Source organism: Streptomyces sp. NPDC127092 (assembly GCF_042722475.1).
Classification (GTDB): domain Bacteria; phylum Actinomycetota; class Actinomycetes; order Streptomycetales; family Streptomycetaceae; genus Streptomyces.
In genome coordinates this window covers 31,603-49,478 of record NZ_JBHXFE010000011.1, presented here as the reverse complement: position 1 = coordinate 49,478, position 17,876 = coordinate 31,603, and the positions used below count along the sequence as shown (strand labels likewise).

General features: G+C 71.2%; 16 protein-coding genes and 1 tRNA gene. 10 read left to right on the top strand and 7 right to left on the bottom strand.

Annotation, left to right across the window (positions count from 1 at the left end; all coding sequences use genetic code 11):
• Positions 1–21 precede the first annotated feature (21 nt).
• The 6 genes from ACFWJO_RS11815 to ACFWJO_RS11790 all read left to right on the top strand — a co-directional run bounded on the left by ACFWJO_RS11815 (position 22) and on the right by ACFWJO_RS11790 (position 6,663).
• The gene (locus ACFWJO_RS11815; protein WP_386864556.1) at positions 22–492 is read left to right on the top strand and encodes a septum formation initiator family protein; all 471 of its coding nucleotides are present in this window, start codon (positions 22–24) and stop codon (positions 490–492) included.
• Positions 493–518: 26 nt separating this feature from the next.
• Positions 519–1,058 carry a DUF501 domain-containing protein gene (locus ACFWJO_RS11810; protein WP_386864555.1) on the top strand — a complete coding sequence of 180 codons (540 nt, stop codon included), beginning with the start codon at positions 519–521 and terminating at the stop codon, positions 1,056–1,058.
• Positions 1,055–1,969 (top strand): exopolyphosphatase, encoded by a 915-nt coding sequence (locus ACFWJO_RS11805; RefSeq protein WP_386864554.1) that lies wholly within the window; start codon positions 1,055–1,057, stop codon positions 1,967–1,969. Before ACFWJO_RS11810 ends, ACFWJO_RS11805 begins: the two co-directional genes overlap by 4 nt.
• A 380-nt stretch (positions 1,970–2,349) precedes the next feature.
• Entirely contained in the window at positions 2,350–3,729 is a 1,380-nt protein-coding gene (locus ACFWJO_RS11800; protein ID WP_386864553.1) for an NAD(P)/FAD-dependent oxidoreductase, read from the top strand.
• Between the two features lie 244 nt (positions 3,730–3,973).
• Entirely contained in the window at positions 3,974–5,278 is a 1,305-nt protein-coding gene (locus tag ACFWJO_RS11795; protein ID WP_386864552.1) for a class I SAM-dependent methyltransferase, read from the top strand.
• A gap of 161 nt (positions 5,279–5,439) precedes the next feature.
• The gene (locus tag ACFWJO_RS11790) at positions 5,440–6,663 is read left to right on the top strand and encodes a phospholipase D-like domain-containing protein (RefSeq protein WP_386864551.1); all 1,224 of its coding nucleotides are present in this window, start codon (positions 5,440–5,442) and stop codon (positions 6,661–6,663) included.
• A 99-nt stretch (positions 6,664–6,762) separates the two neighbouring features.
• Here ACFWJO_RS11790 and ACFWJO_RS11785 read toward each other — a convergent pair whose 3' ends face one another.
• Positions 6,763–9,291, bottom strand: coding sequence for an ABC transporter permease (locus tag ACFWJO_RS11785; protein ID WP_386864550.1), 2,529 nt, complete (start codon positions 9,289–9,291; stop codon positions 6,763–6,765).
• A 97-nt stretch (positions 9,292–9,388) separates the two neighbouring features.
• Positions 9,389–10,159 carry an ABC transporter ATP-binding protein gene (locus ACFWJO_RS11780; protein WP_384421302.1) on the bottom strand — a complete coding sequence of 257 codons (771 nt, stop codon included), beginning with the start codon at positions 10,157–10,159 and terminating at the stop codon, positions 9,389–9,391.
• A 456-nt stretch (positions 10,160–10,615) separates the two neighbouring features.
• Between ACFWJO_RS11780 and ACFWJO_RS11775 the strand changes: the two genes are divergently transcribed.
• Together ACFWJO_RS11775 and ACFWJO_RS11770 are read left to right on the top strand one after the other, a co-directional pair.
• Positions 10,616–10,697, top strand: a tRNA-Leu gene (locus ACFWJO_RS11775).
• A 118-nt stretch (positions 10,698–10,815) separates the two neighbouring features.
• Positions 10,816–11,718: a Bax inhibitor-1/YccA family protein gene (locus ACFWJO_RS11770; RefSeq protein WP_386864549.1), complete on the top strand. Its 903-nt coding sequence runs from the start codon at positions 10,816–10,818 to the stop codon at positions 11,716–11,718.
• Between the two features lie 91 nt (positions 11,719–11,809).
• Here the strand turns inward: ACFWJO_RS11770 and ACFWJO_RS11765 are convergent, their stop codons facing one another.
• On the bottom strand, positions 11,810–12,370 hold the full coding sequence (locus ACFWJO_RS11765; protein ID WP_386864548.1) for a TetR/AcrR family transcriptional regulator: 561 nt from the start codon (positions 12,368–12,370) through the stop codon (positions 11,810–11,812).
• Between the two features lie 102 nt (positions 12,371–12,472).
• On the opposite strand from ACFWJO_RS11765, the gene ACFWJO_RS11760 reads away from it, so the two are divergent.
• Positions 12,473–13,348, top strand: a complete 876-nt coding sequence (locus ACFWJO_RS11760; protein WP_386864547.1) for an alpha/beta fold hydrolase — start codon at positions 12,473–12,475, stop codon at positions 13,346–13,348.
• A gap of 3 nt (positions 13,349–13,351) precedes the next feature.
• Here ACFWJO_RS11760 and ACFWJO_RS11755 read toward each other — a convergent pair whose 3' ends face one another.
• Positions 13,352–13,582: a DUF4287 domain-containing protein gene (locus ACFWJO_RS11755; RefSeq protein ID WP_384421309.1), complete on the bottom strand. Its 231-nt coding sequence runs from the start codon at positions 13,580–13,582 to the stop codon at positions 13,352–13,354.
• A 99-nt stretch (positions 13,583–13,681) separates the two neighbouring features.
• Between ACFWJO_RS11755 and ACFWJO_RS11750 the strand changes: the two genes are divergently transcribed.
• Positions 13,682–14,011, top strand: coding sequence for a hypothetical protein (locus ACFWJO_RS11750; protein ID WP_386864546.1), 330 nt, complete (start codon positions 13,682–13,684; stop codon positions 14,009–14,011).
• A 15-nt stretch (positions 14,012–14,026) separates the two neighbouring features.
• Here ACFWJO_RS11750 and ACFWJO_RS11745 read toward each other — a convergent pair whose 3' ends face one another.
• The 3 genes from ACFWJO_RS11745 to ACFWJO_RS11735 all read right to left on the bottom strand — a co-directional run bounded on the left by ACFWJO_RS11745 (position 14,027) and on the right by ACFWJO_RS11735 (position 17,858).
• The gene (locus ACFWJO_RS11745) at positions 14,027–14,920 is read right to left on the bottom strand and encodes a hypothetical protein (RefSeq protein ID WP_386864545.1); all 894 of its coding nucleotides are present in this window, start codon (positions 14,918–14,920) and stop codon (positions 14,027–14,029) included.
• Between the two features lie 234 nt (positions 14,921–15,154).
• Positions 15,155–16,375: an acetyl-CoA C-acetyltransferase gene (locus ACFWJO_RS11740; RefSeq protein WP_386864544.1), complete on the bottom strand. Its 1,221-nt coding sequence runs from the start codon at positions 16,373–16,375 to the stop codon at positions 15,155–15,157.
• Between the two features lie 340 nt (positions 16,376–16,715).
• Positions 16,716–17,858 carry an SGNH/GDSL hydrolase family protein gene (locus tag ACFWJO_RS11735; RefSeq protein WP_386864659.1) on the bottom strand — a complete coding sequence of 381 codons (1,143 nt, stop codon included), beginning with the start codon at positions 17,856–17,858 and terminating at the stop codon, positions 16,716–16,718.
• Positions 17,859–17,876: the final 18 nt, after the last annotated feature.

Sequence of the window (17,876 nt, the reverse complement as noted above, 5' to 3'; positions counted from 1 at the left end):
TGATCAGGGGAGGCACTGGACATGGCCGTGAAGGACCGGGACCGGTTCTCGACCGCGACCCGGATCAGGCTGCTCGGCGAGCAGACCGCCGCCCGTGTCTACCGCTCCCAGACCCGCCGCCAGGCCCGCCGCTCCCGGCTCACCGGCCGCGCGGCCTTCCTCGCGCTCGTCGTCTGCTCGCTCGTGGTGGCCCTCGCCTACCCCATGCGGCAGTACGTCTCCCAGCAGGGCGAGATCGCCGAGCAGGAGCGCAGGGCCGCCGAGGCGGCGCAGCGGGTCGAGGAGCTGCGGGACGAGAAGGCCCGCCTCCAGGACCCGGCCTACGTCCGCCGCCTCGCCCGCGAGCACCTGCACTACGTGATGCCCGGCGAGACCGGCTTCACCGTGAACGACCCCGAGGCCGAGCAGCGGCCCCGCACCGAGCAGGGCGCGTCGGACCGCCCCTGGTACGACAACCTGTGGGACGGCGTGGACCGCGCCGACCGCCCGTAACCCTCCACTTCCTCAGCAAGGCAGACATGGAAACGCCCCCTCCGCAGACCGAACGCACCGAGCCCACCGCCGCGGACGTCGCCGCGTTCGAGGCGCAGCTCGGACGGCCGCCGCGCGGCCTGCGCGCCATCGCGCACCGCTGCCCGTGCGGCAACCCGGACGTCGTCGAGACCGCGCCCCGGCTCCCCGACGGCACGCCGTTCCCGACCACGTACTACCTGACCTGCCCGCGCGCCGCCTCCGCGATCGGCACGCTGGAGGCCAACGGGGTCATGAAGGAGATGCAGGCCCGGCTCGCCACCGACCCGGAGCTCGCCGCCGCCTACCGGGCCGCGCACGAGGACTACATCGCGCGTCGCGACGCCATCGAGGTCTTGGAGGGCTTCCCGAGCGCCGGCGGCATGCCCGACCGGGTCAAGTGCCTGCACGTGCTCGTCGGCCACTCGCTGGCCGCGGGCCCGGGCGTGAACCCGTTCGGCGACGAGGCGCTGGCGATGCTGCCGGAGTGGTGGGCGAAGGGCCCCTGCGTCACCCCCTGCGCCGACGAGGACGAGGAGCGGAAGTGACCCGGGTCGCCGGAATCGACTGCGGTACGAACTCCATCCGCCTCCTCGTCGCCGACGTCCACCCGGAGACCGGCGAACTCATCGAGCTGGACCGGCGGATGACGATCGTGCGGCTCGGCCAGGGCGTGGACAGGACCGGCCGGCTCGCGCCGGAGGCCCTGGAGCGGACCTTCGCCGCCTGCCGCGCGTACGCGGAGGTCATCGAGGAGCTGGGGGCGCACCGGCTGCGCTTCGTCGCCACCTCCGCCTCCCGCGACGCCGAGAACCGCGAGGACTTCGTCAACGGAGTCGTGGAGATCCTGGGCGTCGAGCCCGAGGTCATCACCGGCGACCAGGAGGCCGAGTTCTCCTTCACCGGCGCCACCGGCGAACTGCACGGCGACGACCGCCGTCTGGTCGTGGACATCGGCGGCGGCTCGACCGAGTTCGTGGTCGGCAACAAGCACGTCGAGGCCGCCCGCTCCGTCGACATCGGCTGCGTACGGCTCACCGAGCGGCACGTCCGGCACGACCCGCCGACCGCCGAGGAGATCGCCGCGATCCGCGCCGACGTCCGGGCGGCGATGGACCTGGCGGCCGAGACCGTGCCGATCGCCGAGGCCGAGACCCTGGTCGGTCTGGCCGGCTCGGTCACCACGGTCGCCGCGATCGCGCTGGGTCTGGAGGAGTACGACTCCACGAAGATCCACCACGCGCGGATCTCCCGCGCGAAGGTCGACGAGGTGGTGTCCCGGCTGCTCGCGTCCACGCACGACGAGCGCGCCGCGATCCCGGTGATCCACCCCGGCCGGGTCGACGTGATCATCGCAGGAGCCCTGGTCCTGGCCGAGATCATGGAGCGCACCGGCGCTGCCGAGGTCGTGGTCAGCGAGCACGACATCCTCGATGGGATCGCCCTATCCGTCGCATAGCGGGCGCCTATGAGCCCCCGTGAACGGCGGCGGACGGGGGCGCGTCGAAAAGGTTCGTGAAGTTCTTCACAAGAGAAAGGGCCCTGATGGCGCCCGCGGAGGGTCGTTGGTCCCTCCGAGGGGCTCCTCAGGGCCCTTTCGCAGGCGCGGAGGCCGATTCGCTCGATGTTTCCATCGTGTGAACGTGCCTTGCGGTTCAGCGTTAAGGAAGGCTCTCCAGGCCAGTTCACAAGGGGTGAACAACGTTCTCCCGTACCCGGTGGTTCCTTTGCTGGACCATGACCTGGGTCACGTGGGCCGCGGAGTGTAGCAGAGGTCCCTCGCATCCTTGTGAAGGGGCGCACGAGCGACCCCCCTGGGAGGGGTGGATACTCGGATGCATGAGCACCACGGAGCGTCCCAGGATCCTCGTAGTAGGCGGCGGGTACGTAGGCCTGTACGCAGCTCGGCGCATCCTCAAGAAGATGCGCTACGCGGAGGCGACCGTCACGGTCGTCGACCCGCGGTCGTACATGACCTACCAGCCCTTCCTCCCCGAAGCCGCCGCCGGCAGCATCTCGCCGCGCCACGTCGTCGTCCCGCTGCGACGCGTCGTGCGCGGAGCGGAGGTGCTCACCGGCCGGGTCACCACCATCGACCAGGACCGCAAGGTCGCCACGATCGCGCCGCTCGTCGGCGAGGCGTACGAGCTGCCGTTCGACTACCTGGTCATCGCGATGGGTGCCGTCTCCCGCACCTTCCCGATCCCCGGCCTCGCCGAGCAGGGCATCGGCATGAAGGGCATCGAGGAGGCCATCGGCCTGCGCAACCACGTCCTCGAGCAGCTCGACAAGGCCGACTCGACCACCGACGAGGAGGTCCGCCGCAAGGCGCTGACCTTCGTCTTCGTGGGCGGCGGCTTCGCCGGCGCGGAGACCATCGGCGAGGTCGAGGACATGGCCCGCGACGCGTCGAAGTACTACCAGAACGTGAAGCGCGAGGACATGCGCTTCATCCTGGTCGACGCCGCCGACAAGATCCTTCCCGAGGTCGGCCCGAAGCTCGGCCAGTACGGCAAGGAGCACCTCGAGAGCCGCGGCATCGAGATCTACCTCCAGACCTCGATGGACTCCTGCGTCGACGGCCACGTCGTGCTGAAGAACGGCCTCGAGGTCGACTCCAACACGATCGTGTGGACCGCCGGTGTGAAGCCGAACCCGGCGCTCGCCCGCTTCGGTCTGCCGCTCGGCCCCCGCGGCCACGTGGACTGCAACGAGAAGCTCCAGGTCAACGGCCTCGACTACGTGTGGGCCGCGGGCGACAACGCCCAGGTCCCGGACATGGCCTCGCGCCGCGCCGGTGTCGAGAACGCCTGGTGCCCGCCGAACGCCCAGCACGCCCTGCGTCAGGCCAAGGTCCTCGGCGACAACGTCGTGGCCGGCATGCGCGGCTTCCCGCAGAAGGAGTACGCGCACTCCAACAAGGGCGCGGTCGCGGGTCTCGGCCTCCACAAGGGCGTCGCGATGATCGTCATGGGCAAGACCAAGATCAAGCTCAAGGGCCGTCTCGCCTGGTACATGCACCGTGGCTACCACGGCATGGCGATGCCGACCTGGAACCGCAAGATCCGCATCTTCGCCGACTGGACCCTGGGCATGTTCCTCAAGCGCGAGGTCGTCTCCCTCGGTGCCATCGAGTCGCCGCGCGAGGAGTTCTACGAGGCGGCCAAGCCCGCCCCGGCGCCGGCCGCCCCGGCGCAGGAGAAGGCCAAGGCCTCGTAACACCCGCAGGACCGCACCACCTCGCAGTACGAGCAACACCCAGCAGTACCAGCAACACCCAGCAGTACCAGCAGTACGAGCAGTACGCGCAGGCCGTAAAAGGGCCGTCCGCCATCCGTGGTGCGGACGGCCCTTCGCGTGTTTTTCCCAGCGTTTACCCACGCGCTGGCATGGCTTCGGCCACGGACGGTGTTCTCCTGGTGACACGCATTTCTGGGGCACGAGATCACGGAGGTGTTGCACCATGGCCGACGCCGCGTCGCGGCTGACCGCCCTGGCCGAGGACGTCCTGGGAGCGAAGCTCCCGGTGCGGCTGCGGGCCTGGGACGGCAGCGAAGCCGGCCCAGCCGACGGCCCCGTCCTGATCGTGCGCGAGCGCCGCGCCCTGCGCCGACTGCTGTGGAAGCCGGGCGAGCTGGGCCTCGCGCGCGCCTGGGTGGCGGGCGAGATCGACGTCGAGGGCGATCTCTACGAAGTCCTGGACCGGCTCGCCGGGTTCATCTGGGAGCGCGGCCAGGAGTCGCGCGGCGCCCTGGAGACCGTGAGCGACCCGAAGGTGCGTGCGGCGGCCAGGGCCCTGCTCAGGCTGGCGGGTCCCTTCCCGCCTCCGAAGCCGCCGGTGGAGGAGATGCGCGGCCGCAGCGGCGCCCGGCACACCAGGCGCCGGGACAAGCAGGCGATCAGCCACCACTACGACGTGGGCAACGACTTCTACGAGCTGGTGCTCGGCCCCTCGATGGTCTACTCGTGCGCGTACTGGACCGACGGCGGGACCCTGGAGGAGGCCCAGCGCGACAAGCTGGACCTGATCGCCCGCAAGCTGCACCTGAAGGAGGGCGACCGGCTGCTCGACGTGGGCTGCGGCTGGGGCTCGATGGCGATCCACGCGGCGCGGGAGTACGGGGCGCGGGTCGTCGGCATCACGCTGTCGCGCGAGCAGGCGGCGTTCGCCCGCAAGCGGATCGCGGACGAGGGTCTGACGGACCGGATCGAGATCCGGGTCCAGGACTACCGGGACGTCCAGGACGGCCCGTTCGACGCGATCTCCTCGATCGGCATGGCCGAGCACGTGGGCGCGGAGCGCTACCGGGAGTACGCGGACGTGCTGTACCGGCTCCTCAAGCCGGGCGGGCGGCTGCTCAACCACCAGATCGCCAGGCGCCCGGAGCCCGACGAGGAGGCGTACCAGGTGGACGCCTTCATCGACGCGTACGTGTTCCCGGACGGCGAACTCGCTCCGATGGGCCGCACTCTGACGACCCTTGAGGACGCCGGCTTCGAAGTGCGCGACGTGGAGGCGATCCGCGAGCACTACGCGCTGACGCTGCGCCGCTGGGTGGCGAACCTGGAGCGGGAATGGGAGAAGGCGGTCCGGCTGACCTCGCCGGGCCGGGCGCGGATCTGGCGGCTGTACATGGCGGCCTCGGCGGTGTCCTTCGAGCGCAACCGGATCGGCGTCAACCAGTTCCTCGCGGTGCGGACGCCGGAGGCGGGGACGAGTGGGCTGCCGTTGCGGTCGCGGGAGTGGACCGAGCCCCGGGAGGACTGAGGAGTCCCTGCAGAGTCCCGGGAAGGCTGATTCCCAAGGGCGTTGATACGTTCGGAACTTGGCGTTCCGGGTAGGCGGGGTGTCGGTGTGCACCGACACCCCGCTCCTTCGGGTCCGGTTTGTCATGCATATGCCGTTCTGCTCGTTCCGAGGGGGAACTCTTGCGCCGTACCAGCCGTCCCAGCCGCCCCGGCCGTCTCCTGCTCGCGGTGGCCGCCGCCGTCGGCCTGCTCGCCGTCCCGTCGCCCGCGGGCGCCGCCGAGGCCCCGGTCACCACCACCGCCACCTTCAACGACCCGTCGGGCGACGCCACCGCCCAGAACCGGGTCCGTGACCACATCACCGACCTCATCGGCCGGGCCCCGGCGGGCTCCACCATCACCGCCGGGCTCTACACCTTCACCGACGACAGCGTCACCGACGCCCTCGGCGCCGCGAAGACCCGTGGCGTGAACGTCAGGGTGATCGTCGACCACACCTCCGCCACCATGGCCGGCGGCGAGTACGACCGGCTCGTGACCCGTCTCGGCACCGACCGCACCCAGGGCTCCTGGGTCTTCGCCTGCCCGGCCGGCCGCGGCTGCATAGGATCCCGGCAGCTGCCCGGCGACACCGACGGCGCCATCAACCACAACAAGTTCTGGCTGTTCTCCAGCACCGGCGGCGCGGACGACGTCGTCGTCCAGACCTCCGCCAACATGACCGGCGTCCAGCGCACCGACCTCTTCAACAACGCCGTCACCATCGTCGACAGCGGCCTCTACGGCATCTACCAGGCCTACTTCGCCGACCTGCTGCACCACGGCTCCTCGACCGGCGGCCTGAGCCACTACTACAAGACCCCGACCAGCCCCACCGGCCCGTACAAGGCGTACTTCTTCCCGCGCCAGGAGGCCGCCGGCAGCTCGTACGACTCCGACGCGAGCACCGACACGGTGAAGCTGATCCTCGACAACGTCAGCTGCGCCGGCGGCACCCAGGTCCGCATGGCCGCCAACCTCTTCACCCGCGACGAGGTCGCGAGCAAGCTCGTCGCCCTGAAGAACGCCGGCTGCTCGGTGATCCTCGCCCACGACGGCGCTCCGGGCTCGATGAGCGCGGGCGTCGAGTCGGTGATCTCCGGCAAGCTCACCCAGCGCGTCCAGTGCTACGAGGACCGGGGCACCGGCGTCGCCAAGGCGGGCCTGCACTCCAAGTACCTGCTCGTCGAGGGCACGTACGACGGCGTGGCCGGCCGGAAGCTGGTGTGGACCGGCAGCCACAACTACACCTACCCGGCGCTGCGGGCCAACGACGAGACGCTGCTGAAGATCGACAACGCGGCGCTCTTCGGCCTGTACAAGACCAACCACCAGTACCTGATGTCGTACTGCGCGGGCAGCTGACGCGGAGGAACGCCGAAGGGCCGGGTTCCCACGGGAACCCGGCCCTTCGTTGCGTACGTGCCGTACGTGCCGTACGCGCTGTCCGCGTCGTACGGAGACCTACTCGGCCTTGATCGCGGCCAGCATGTTCAGCTTCGCCGCGCTGCGCGCCGGCCACATGGCGGCCAGGACGCCGACCAGTCCGGCGAGGAGCAGGAAGATCCCGATCCGGCCCCACGGCAGGACCAGCGCGTAGTCCGGCAGGCTGTGCTTCAGCGTCTCGCCGATCGCCCAGCCCAGGAAGGAGCCGAGCCCGATGCCGACCACCGCGCCGAACAGCGAGATGACCACGGCCTCCAGACGGACCATCCGCTTCACCCGGCGCCGGTCGAGACCGATCGCCCGCAGCATGCCGATCTCCTGCTGCCGCTCGAAGACCGACATCGCGAGGGTGTTGACGACACCGAGGACCGCGATGATCAGGGCCATCGCCAGCAGGCCGTACATGATGTTCAGCATCATGTTGATGACGCCGCCGAACTGGTCGCGCATGTCCTTCTTGTCCATGACCGTCACGGCCGGGTTGTCGCCGAGCGACGTCACCACGGCCTTCTCGGCCGCGGCCGACGGGCCGCCGTCCATCTTCACGTAGATCTCGCGGATGTACGGCTTGGTGTCGTGCGCGCCGAGGACCTTCGCGTCCATGACCATCGGCGAGACGAACTCGCTGGCCTCGTAGACCGCGCCGACCTTCAGCTCGTCCTTCTTCTTGTCGGCGTACTCGACCGGCAGCGTCGAGCCGACCTTCCAGCCCTGCTTCTCGGCCGTCTTGTCGTCGACCGCGACCTGGCCCTCGGCGAGCGTGCCGAGCGAGCCGTTCACGACGTGGAGGTTGAGCACCTTCTCGACGTCGCCGGGGGTGACGCCGGAGACGGACTTGAAGTCGCCCTTCACCTGGACCCAGCCGGCCTGCTGCGGGGAGACCGCGACGGCGCCCGGGGTCTTGCGCACGGCGTCCAGCGCGGCCTGGCTGAGGCCCTCGCCGCTCGCCATGGTGATCATGTAGTCGGCCTTGATCTGGTCGGTCGTCATCCGGTCCACGGCCGAGCCGACCGTGGCGCCGAGCACCGAGAGACCGGTGACCAGGGTGAGACCGATGGCCAGCGCGGAGGCGGTGGCGCCGGTGCGGCGCGGGTTGCGGACCGCGTTCTGGCCTGCCAGGGTGCCGGCCACGCCGAAGGCCTTCAGGACCGGCTGGGCCAGCGCGATCACCGGGCGGGACAGCAGCGGGATCAGCACGATCACACCGATGAGGGCGAGGAACGCGCCTCCGGCGATCATCATCCGCCCCTCCTCGCCGCCCTGGGAGGCGCCGAGGGCGATGGCGCCCAGGCCGAGGGCGGTGACGATCGCGCCGATGGTGTTGCGCACGACGAGGGACTTCGTCGTGGCGACCGCGTGGACGCTGCTCATCGCGGCGACCGGCGGGATCTTCGCGGCCCGGCGGCCCGGCAGGAACGCGGCCAGCATGGTGACGAGGACGCCGACGGCGAGCGCCGAGACCAGCGGGGTCGTGCCGATGACCAGGTCGCCGGCGGGGACCTTCAGGCCGAAGGCGTTCATGCCGTAGCGCAGCCCGGCGGCGAGCCCGATGCCGAGCACGAAGCCGACGGCCGAGGCGACCAGGCCGACCAGACCGGCCTCCGCGAGCACGGAGCGGGTGATCTGCTTGCGCGAGGCGCCCACGGCCCGCATCAGCGCGAGCTCCTTGGTGCGCTGGGCGACCAGCATGGTGAAGGTGTTGGAGATCAGGAAGACGCCGACGAAGAGCGCGATGGCGGCGAAGCCGAGCAGCATCTGGTTGAGCGCGCCGAGGCCCGCCTCGATGTCCTTGGCCTGCTGGTCGGCGAGCTCCTGGCCGGTCTGGGCGTCGGCCTTGTCGCCGACGACCGGCTTCACGGCCGCGAGGATCTTGTCGGCGTCGGCGCCCGGCTCGGCGCTGACGTTGATGTCCATGAAGTGGCCGGGCCGCAGGAACAGCTTCTGGGCGACGTCGGTGTCGAACAGCACGAGGCTGCCGCCGGCGTTCACGGCGCCGTCCTCGGTGGTGAAGACGCCGGCGAGGGTGTAGGTCTCGACGGGGCCGTTGGTGGCCACCCGGACCCGGTCGCCGACGTGGTAGCCGCCCTTGTCGGCGGTGTCCTTGTCGAGCGCGATCTCGTCGTCCTTCACGGGGCCCGCGCCGGAGACGAAGGCGTACGCGGAGTCCTTGCCGTCCTTGCCGGGGGCGAAGTTGGTGCCCTTGTTGGACCAGCCGGCGCCGATCAGCTTGCCGTCCTTGTCCGGCACGCCGGCGAAGCCGTTGACGCGGCCGGTGGCGTCGGCGACGCCGTCGAGCGCGGCGATCTTCTGCCGGGTCTGCTCGGACAGGCCGGGCGTCGCGTTCGGGTCGTTCTGGTTCGGCGCCGCGCTGACGGCGACGGCGATGTCGTCGTAGCTCTTGGCCGACTGGTTGCGGAAGGCCTGGGAGAGGGTGTCGGTGAAGACGAGGGTGCCGGACACGAAGGCCACGCCGAGCATCACGGCGAGGACGGTCATCAGCAGCCTGGCCTTGTGCGCGAGCACGTTGCGCAGGGCGGTACGGAACATGGCTGTGGAGTCCTGGGAGGAAGAGGGCGGGTCGGCGCGGGCCGACGGGGCGGGGCGGAGCCCCGTAGGAGGTGAGGCGGGCTCGGGGCCGGTGGCCTCAGCTCGTGCGGCCCTTGGCGTCGAAGGCCTTCATGCGGTCGAGCACGCCGTCCGCCGTCGGGTGGAGCATCTCGTCGACGATCCGGCCGTCCGCCAGGAAGATCACGCGGTCCGCGTAGGAGGCGGCGACCGGGTCGTGGGTCACCATCACCACGGTCTGGCCGAGCTCGCGCACCGAGTTGCGCAGGAAGCCGAGGACCTCGGCGCCGGAGCGCGAGTCGAGGTTTCCGGTCGGCTCGTCACCGAAGATGATCTCCGGCTTGGAGGCGAGCGCGCGGGCCACGGCCACGCGCTGCTGCTGGCCGCCGGAGAGCTGGGCGGGGCGGTGGCTGAGCCGGCCGGAGAGGCCGATCATGTCGATGACCTGCTGCACCCACTGCTTGTCGGGCTTGCGGCCCGCGATGTCCATCGGCAGCGTGATGTTCTCGAGCGCGGTGAGCGTCGGCAGCAGGTTGAACGCCTGGAAGATGAAGCCGATCTTGTCCCGGCGCAGCTGGGTGAGCTGCTTGTCCTTCAGGGTGCCGAGCTCGGTGTCGCCGATCCGGACGGAGCCGGAGGAGAAGGAGTCGAGCCCGGCCACGCAGTGCATGAGGGTCGACTTGCCGGAGCCGGAGGGGCCCATGATCGCGGTGAACTCGCCGCGGCCGAAGCCCACGGTGACCCGGTCGAGTGCGACCACCTGGGTCTCACCCTGACCGTAGACCTTCGTCAGGTCGGTGGCGTGGGCGGCCACCGCGGTGGCGCGGTGCACGGTGGGGGTGGTGGTCACGACGGCGACTCCTGTCACTGCGGTTGATCGGGAACCACTCCATCGTGTCGTTCGTTCCGGCGCGGGTCGTCCGTCCACGTACCCGTTCCCGGGGCAGCCTGGAGTCGGACGCCCGGGCCCGCCGTCCTCCTGAGGTATGACGGCCGACCCTGAGGCGGAGCCGCGGTCCGGAGCCCCCCCGGCCGTCCGCCGGGGCCTCCCGATCCTGCCGCCGGGGGTCCGCGGGGCCTGATGGGGCGAAGGTGACGAAGTCCGTACGAACCTGCGGCGAGTTTTCGTCAATCCACCCCTGACGTCTTTGCGGCCGCGACCCCGGTCAGGCTTCGCCCCGACGCCCCTCACCTGCGCTGACGCACCCTCAGGTGTCAATAAAATAAGACAACATCGGACCGGCGTTCCGCTGAACGGGCGACGTGCCCCGATAGGCTCCTGTGCCAACGCGGAGGTTCGCGCCACGCCCGGATGGTGGAATGCAGACACGGCGAGCTTAAACCTCGCTGGCCTACAGGCCGTACCGGTTCGAATCCGGTTCCGGGCACTCCTCGACGCCCGCTCGACACGATCGTATAAAGATCCTCCCCCAGCACGAGGGGGTTTCTTTTGCCCTCGCATTACTCTTGACGCAAGGCCGCGCAGTGCGGCCATGGAGGAGTGAGATGAGGAGCAGCAACCCGGTCTTCTCGCGACGGGGGTTCAGCCGCGACAACGGCTACGCCGGCTTCAACGCGCAGCAGCCGCAGGCCGGGGGCCCCGCCGTCGGAACCAACCCGTACGCGACCGGCAACCCCTACGCGCAGGGTGAGGCCAACCCGTACGCGACCAACCCCTACGCGCCGCAGGACACCCAGCCCGGCGCGCCGCAGCAGGTCCGCGGCAACGTGATGACGATGGACGACGTGGTCAGCCGTACGGCGATCACGCTCGGCACGGTCGTCGTCACCGCCGTCCTGTCCTGGCTGCTGCTGCCGGTCGACCCGGCGAACCTGGGCAAGTCCTACGGCATCGCCGTCGGCGCGGGTCTCGTGGCCCTGGTCCTGTCGCTCGTCCAGTCCTTCAAGCGCAAGGCCTCGCCGGCGCTGATCCTGGCGTACGCGGCGTTCGAGGGCGTCTTCCTCGGCGTGATCTCGGCGGCCGTCTCGACGTACATCGCCGACGGCGTCGTCGCGCAGGCCGTGCTCGGCACCATGGCGGTCTTCGCCGGCGTGCTGATCGCGTACAAGATGCGCTGGATCCGCGTCACCCGCCGCTTCTACGGCTTCGTGATGGCGGCCGCGATCGGCTTCGTGCTGCTGATGGCGGTCAACCTGCTGTTCGCCGTGTTCGGCGGCGGTGACGGCCTGGGCTTCCGCAGCGGCGGCCTCGGCATCATGTTCGGCGTCATCGGCATCATCCTGGGCGCCTGCTTCCTGGCCCTCGACTTCAAGCAGGTCGAGGACGGCATCACGTACGGCGCTCCGCGCGAGGAGGCGTGGCTGGCGGCCTTCGGCCTCACGCTGACCCTCGTGTGGATCTACATGGAGTTCCTGCGCCTGCTGTCGATCCTCCAGGGCGACGACTGACGCACCGTGTGACACCTCGCGTGACACGCGAAGGGCCCGTCCGGCAGCAGCCGGGCGGGCCCTTCCGCTTTTCCGGGGGTTCCGGCCCGGATCAGTCCACGTGGGCGTCCAGGAGCACCCGGGCGGCGTCCTTGGCGTGGGCGGCGGGCTCGGAGGTGCCGTTGATGCCGGCGACGGCCATGGCGCCGTTGGCGAGCAGGGCCAGCTGGTCGGCGAGGGCGGGCGGGGCGTTCAGGGCGGCGGTCTGTTCGGCGAAGTAGTCCCGCAGGGCCTGCTTGTGGCCGCGGGCGATGTCCGCGATGTCGGGGGAGATGCCGCCCATCTCGCCGAAGGTGTTGATGAAGGCGCAGCCGCGGAAGCCGGGGTCCGCGAACCAGTCGCCGAGGTAGTCGAAGACCGCGAGGGCCCGCTGGTACGGGCTGGTGGCGTGGGTGGCGCCATGGGCGGCGATGGCCTCGCGCACGGCGCTGTCGCGGCGCTTGAGCACCGCCCAGACCAGGTGGTCCTTGGACGGGAACAGCTGGTAGAGGCGCTTCAGGGAGACGCCCGAGGCGCTGCGGATGGCGTCCATGCCGACGGCCTGGACGCCCTTCTCGTCGAAGAGGGCCTCGGCCGTCTCCAGGAGCCTCAGCTCCGCGGTCTCCGCGTCCATACCGACCACTCCTCGGGATAGCGGGCTTGCATGAGAACCATCGTTCTCCTACTCTACAAGGCATCGGGAGAACGCTCGTTCTCCCTCGAACGGGGAGGTCCCATGTCCAGCTTCGCCCTGCGCTCCCGCACCACGACCGTCGACGGCCTGGAGGTCTTCTACCGCGAGGCCGGAGACCCGTCCCGGCCCACCCTGGTGCTGCTGCACGGCTTCCCGAGCAGCTCGCACATGTACCGGGGACTGATGGCCGAGCTCGCCGACGCGTACCACCTGATCGCGCCCGACCACATCGGCTTCGGCGCCTCCGCCGCGCCCGCCGTGGACGGCTTCGACTACAGCTTCGAGAAGCTCACCGACATCACCCTGAAGCTCCTCGACCAGCTCGGCCTCGACCGCTTCGCGCTCTACGTCCAGGACTACGGCGCGCCCATCGGCCTGCGCATCGCCTCCCGGCACCCCCAGCGGGTCACCGCGATCGTCACCCAGAGCGGCAACGCCTACCTGGAGGGCTTCACGCCCTTCTGGGACGTGCTCTTCGCGCACGCCAAGGACCGGGAGGCCAACGAGGAGGGCGTCCGCGCGCTGCTGACCCCCGAGGCCACCCGCTGGCAGTACACCCACGGCGTCCCGGCCGACCGGCTCGACCGGATCGGCCCGGAGACCTGGACCCTGGACCAGGCCGGCCTCGACCGGCCCGGCAACCAGGAGATCCAGCTCCAGCTCTTCTGGGACTACCAGTTCAACCTGGACGGCTACCCGGCCTTCCAGGAGTACTTCCGCACCCACCGGCCGCCGCTGCTGGCGGCCTGGGGCCGGGGCGACGAGATCTTCGGCCCGGCCGGTGCCGAGGCCTTCGCCCGCGACCTGCCGGACGCGGAGATCCACCTGCTCGACGCCGGGCACTTCGCCCTGGAGACGCACGGCGAGGAGATCGCGGAACTGGTCCGCGACTTCCTCGGCCGTCACGTCGGGAAGTGACCGTCAGGTCATGCGGCGGGCGGCCCTCCGCAGGTCGTACTCGTGGATGATCGCCTTCGCGTGGCCGTAGGCGAGACCGTGCTCGCCGCGCAGCCAGCTGACCTTCTCCTCGAAGCGGATGAGGGACGGGCCCTCCTCGACGGCCCGCAACCAGTCGGAGATCTCACGACCGGTGCATCGGGGGATACGGGCGAGCAGGTTGCGGTGGGTCTCCTCGGAGAATGCGTGGGACATCGGCGCCTCCGGACGCGTTGTGCCTGTGCTCCTTCACGTCACCGTGCCCGAGCGTTCGCCCGTTGGCAATGGTCCCCGGGCGGCGCGTAGGGTCGCGGAGTGCGCGATACGACCGAACTGACCGCCGCAGCCGAGCGCTTCGCCGACCGGCTGCGGGCCGCCCCGCAGAGCCGCCTCCTGCGCGGCGCGGCAGCCGAAGGCCTGGCCCTGGCCAGGGAGTTGGCCACCCGGGCGCAGCGCCTGGAGAACCCCGGCGGGGAGCCGCGGATCATGCCGGACGCCGGCGTCTTCGCGGTCGCGGACCAACTCGCGGTCGCCGCCGCGGATCTGGCCGAAAGCATGCGAACGGCCCCGGCGGACGCCCCGGAGGGCGACCTCGACGAGGCCGTGAGACTGGTACGGGAGGCGGAGGCCCGCTCGGGCCTGTGAACCCGCCTGCAGGCCCTAGAGGCTGGCGATGACGCGGTCGGCGAGGATGTAGACGTTGTCCTCGGCCGCGTCGCCGCACGAGAAGGTCAGGGCGTAGGCGCCGGACACGCCCGAGCCGCCGAGCAGCACCGGGGTGTGGCCGGCGCGCAGGGCCTCGGCGAGGCGCTCGGCCGTCTCCCGGTGGCCCGGGGTCATACAGAGCGTGGTGCCGTCGGCGAAGACGTACACGTCCAGCGTGCCCAGCGGGCCGGGGCGGACGTCGGTCAGCGCCGTGCCGGTGTCGGCGAGCTCCTCGAGACGGGCCACTGTGCGCTCGTGGTCGGTGACCACGGGAGTGCGGACCGGCACGAAGTCCGGGTGCGAGGGGTGGCGGCGGCGCGCCGCGGCCAGCTCGGGGGAGTCCTCGGTGTACTCACCGGCGCCGGTGAGCTCAGGGAACTCCTCCAGGGCGTCGAAGGTGTCGAACACGTCCAGCGGGTCCTGTGCGGCGGTCTCGCGGCCGTCGAGCGCGGCGGCCTCCGCCTCCATGGCCTCCAGGGCCATCGCCTCCAGGCCCACGAAGTCGGCCTGGCGCGGGACGAAGTACGGGCCCTCCTCGGCGGGCGCGACCGGACCGCCCAGCAGGGACGGGGCGTCGGCGGCGTCGCGTGCCTCCTGCGCGGCCCAGAAGGCCCGCGCCTCGGCGAGCTCCCGCTCGCGCTCCTCGGCCAGCGCCTCGGCGACCGCGGCCCGTATCTCGGCGGCGTCCGACTGCCGGGCCGCGGGGACGGACACGCCCTGGGCCGCGGCGAGTTCGCCACGCAGCGCGGTGATCTGCTTACGGAGAGCGTGGGCCGAGTGCAGAGCGGCGGCGCCCACGGCCGTGGCAGCGGCGGTGGTCACCAGCAGGGCAAGAGACAGTGCGCTCACTGACGTACTCCCGATTCCGAGTCGATCCCCCGACTTCCTACATCAGAGTGTCGTGGGGTGGCGCCGCCTGTCAGTGCATTACGTCACGAAATGGACAGGTATTTGTGCCTGGTGTTTAGTCCCGATACCCCTGTGACCTGGGAAAAGAACTCTCCCCCGGGATGTATGTCACATCCTGGGGGAGATTCGGTCACGGCTTGGACGCGGCGCGGTTAGCGAGGGCTCCCGACGGGATCAGGACAGCCGCTCGATGACCATGGCCATGCCCTGCCCACCGCCGACGCACATGGTCTCCAGACCGAACTGCTTGTCGTGGAACTGGAGGCTGTTGATGAGCGTGCCGGTGATGCGGGCGCCGGTCATGCCGAACGGGTGGCCGACGGCGATGGCGCCACCGTTCACGTTGACCTTGTCGAGGTCGAAGCCCAGGTCCCGGTAGGACGGGATGACCTGCGCGGCGAAGGCCTCGTTGATCTCGACCAGGTCGATGTCGCTCGTGGTGAGACCGGCCCGCCGCAGCGCCTGCTTCGACGCCTCGACCGGCCCGAGGCCCATGATCTCGGGCGAGAGTCCGGAGACGCCGGTGGAGACGATCCGGGCCAGCGGGGTCAGACCCAGCTCGCGCGCCTTGGTGTCGGACATGATCACGACGGCCGCGGCACCGTCGTTCAGCGGGCAGCAGTTGCCGGCGGTGACGAGTCCGTCGGGCCGGAAGACCGGCTTGAGCCCGGAGACGCCCTCCATGGTCACGCCCGCGCGCGGGCCGTCGTCCTTGGAGACGACCGTGCCGTCCGGCAGCGTGACCGGAGTGATCTCCCGCTCCCAGAAGCCGTTCTTGATGGCCTGCTCGGCGAGGTTCTGCGAGCGCACGCCGAACTCGTCCATCTCCTGGCGCGTGACGCCCTTCCAGCGGGCCAGGTTCTCGGCCGTCTGACCCATGGCGATGTACGCGTCGGGGACCAGGCCGTCCTCGCGCGGGTCGTGCCAGGTGGAGCCCTCGGACTCGGCGACGGCGGCGGTACGGGCCTCGGCCTCGGCGAAGAGCGGGTTGTGCGTGTCGGGCAGCGAGTCGGAGTTGCCCTTCACGAACCGGGAGACCATCTCGACACCGGCCGAGATGAAGACGTCGCCCTCGCCGGCCTTGATCGCGTGCAGCGCCATGCGCGAGGTCTGCAGCGACGAGGAGCAGTACCGGGTGACGGTGCAGCCCGGCAGGTGGTCCATCCCCATCTGCACGGCCACGATGCGGCCCAGGTTGTTGCCCTGCTCGCCGCCGGGCAGACCGCAGCCGAGCATCAGGTCGTCGATGTCGCGCGGGTCCAGCTCGGGCACCTTGGCGAGGGCGGCCTGGATGATCGTGGCGGTCAGGTCGTCGGGACGCAGGTCCTTCAGGGAGCCCTTGAAGGCCCGGCCGATCGGCGAGCGGGCGGTCGAGACGATGACTGCTTCGGGCATCACGGCTCCAGGAGGTGCTGGGTGGGCGGACAGAAAGGGAAGTTACCCGTACGTACCGCGCGGGTCACCGCCCCGACGATGTGATGCGGACCTCTTTTCTAAGCGCTCGCTCAGCAACCCGAGCGGAGGCCCCCACCCAAGTGTGCGACCGAAAGGGACCCGAGGCCGACGACGGCGGGGAGGGGGCCGGGACCGGAGCGGGGGTGGGGGTGTCCGGACGTTTCGGCCTCCTCCACGAGCGAAGCGAAGGGTAGGTGGCAGTCCGGACACCCCCGCACCCGCGGAGGTCCCGGCCCCCGAAGGACCACGGCCCAGCCGCACCGCCCCGCCCCGTCCGACCTCACGGCTCCCGCGACAGCGGCACGTCGTCGGACGCCTCGCCCTCCAGCGCACCCGCACCGGCGTCCGGCACCGGCAGCCGCCGACGCCGCCGGTGCTTCAGCAGCGCCCACGGCGCCCGCGCCCCCGTGACCTCCGTACCGGCCTCCTTCGCCGCCTCGGCCGCCGCCTTCGCCACCGGCAGCATGTTCTCGCGCCGGGCCACGTCGATCCGGTCGGCCTCCGGCCACAGCCCGAGCGCCGCGCACACGGTCGGCAGGACCGCCATCGCGGCCGTCGCGTAGCCCTCCGCCGAGGGGTGGAAGTTGTCCACCCCGAACATCTCGCGCGGGTTCGCGGCGAACTCCGGCCCGAGCAGGTCGCCCAGCGACACCGTCCGGCCGCCCTGCTCGATCACCACGATCGTCTGCGCCGCCGCGAGCTGCCGCGAGGCCCGCCGGGCGAGCCAGCGCAGCGGCTGGTAGACGGGCTCGATCGTGCCGAGATCCGGGCAGGTGCCGACCACCACCTCGGCGCCGGCCGTCCGCAGCCGCCGGACCGCCGCCGCGAGGCAGCGCACCGACTGGGTGGCCGGCATCCGGTGCGTGACGTCGTTGGCGCCGATCATGATCACGCACACGTCCGGCGGTCCGGTCGGGGCGGCGAGCAGCAGCGAGACCTGTCGTTCGAGGTCGTCCGAGCGCGCGCCGGACAGTGCCACGTTGCGCAGGTCCACCGGCCGCTCGGCCACCGCCGCGAGCCCGGAGGCGATGAGCGCGCCCGGCGTCTGCCCGGCGCGGCGGACGCCCTGGCCGGCCGCCGTGGAATCACCCAGAAGGGCCAGCCGCAGCGGCGCCTCGGAGCCGTGCCGCCCGCCCCCGTGCTGCCCGGCCCCGTGCTGCCCGGAGCTCCCGGAGGCCCCGGAGCCCCCGGCTCCTACGGCCCCGCCCGGCCCGCCCGAGCCGCCCGGCCCGCCGCCCGCGCCGCCGGAGCCGTAGGACTGCCCGTAGCGCCCGTCCGCGCCCGGCGGCAGCGGTGCCACGCCGCCCCCCACCGACTTCTTGGCCAGGGCGACCTCCGCCAGGAGCACCCCGACGGCGGCCACGCCGAGCAGTCCGATGCTCCCGCCGCCGTACGCCGCTCCCGCCGCGATCCGCCGCGCCACCCGCGCTCTGGACATCGG

Excerpts from the sequence above, each read along its gene's own strand:
- ACFWJO_RS11815 (WP_386864556.1), top strand. The coding sequence starts at position 22 with ATGGCCGTGAAGGACCGGGACCGGTTCTCGACCGCGACCCGGATCAGG.
- ACFWJO_RS11810 (WP_386864555.1), top strand. The coding sequence starts at position 519 with ATGGAAACGCCCCCTCCGCAGACCGAACGCACCGAGCCCACCGCCGCG.
- ACFWJO_RS11800 (WP_386864553.1), top strand. The coding sequence starts at position 2,350 with ATGAGCACCACGGAGCGTCCCAGGATCCTCGTAGTAGGCGGCGGGTAC.
- ACFWJO_RS11795 (WP_386864552.1), top strand. The coding sequence starts at position 3,974 with ATGGCCGACGCCGCGTCGCGGCTGACCGCCCTGGCCGAGGACGTCCTG.
- ACFWJO_RS11785 (WP_386864550.1), bottom strand. The coding sequence starts at position 9,291 with ATGTTCCGTACCGCCCTGCGCAACGTGCTCGCGCACAAGGCCAGGCTG.
- ACFWJO_RS11770 (WP_386864549.1), top strand. The coding sequence starts at position 10,816 with ATGAGGAGCAGCAACCCGGTCTTCTCGCGACGGGGGTTCAGCCGCGAC.
- ACFWJO_RS11765 (WP_386864548.1), bottom strand. The coding sequence starts at position 12,370 with ATGGACGCGGAGACCGCGGAGCTGAGGCTCCTGGAGACGGCCGAGGCC.
- ACFWJO_RS11760 (WP_386864547.1), top strand. The coding sequence starts at position 12,473 with ATGTCCAGCTTCGCCCTGCGCTCCCGCACCACGACCGTCGACGGCCTG.
- ACFWJO_RS11755 (WP_384421309.1), bottom strand. The coding sequence starts at position 13,582 with ATGTCCCACGCATTCTCCGAGGAGACCCACCGCAACCTGCTCGCCCGT.
- ACFWJO_RS11740 (WP_386864544.1), bottom strand. The coding sequence starts at position 16,375 with ATGCCCGAAGCAGTCATCGTCTCGACCGCCCGCTCGCCGATCGGCCGG.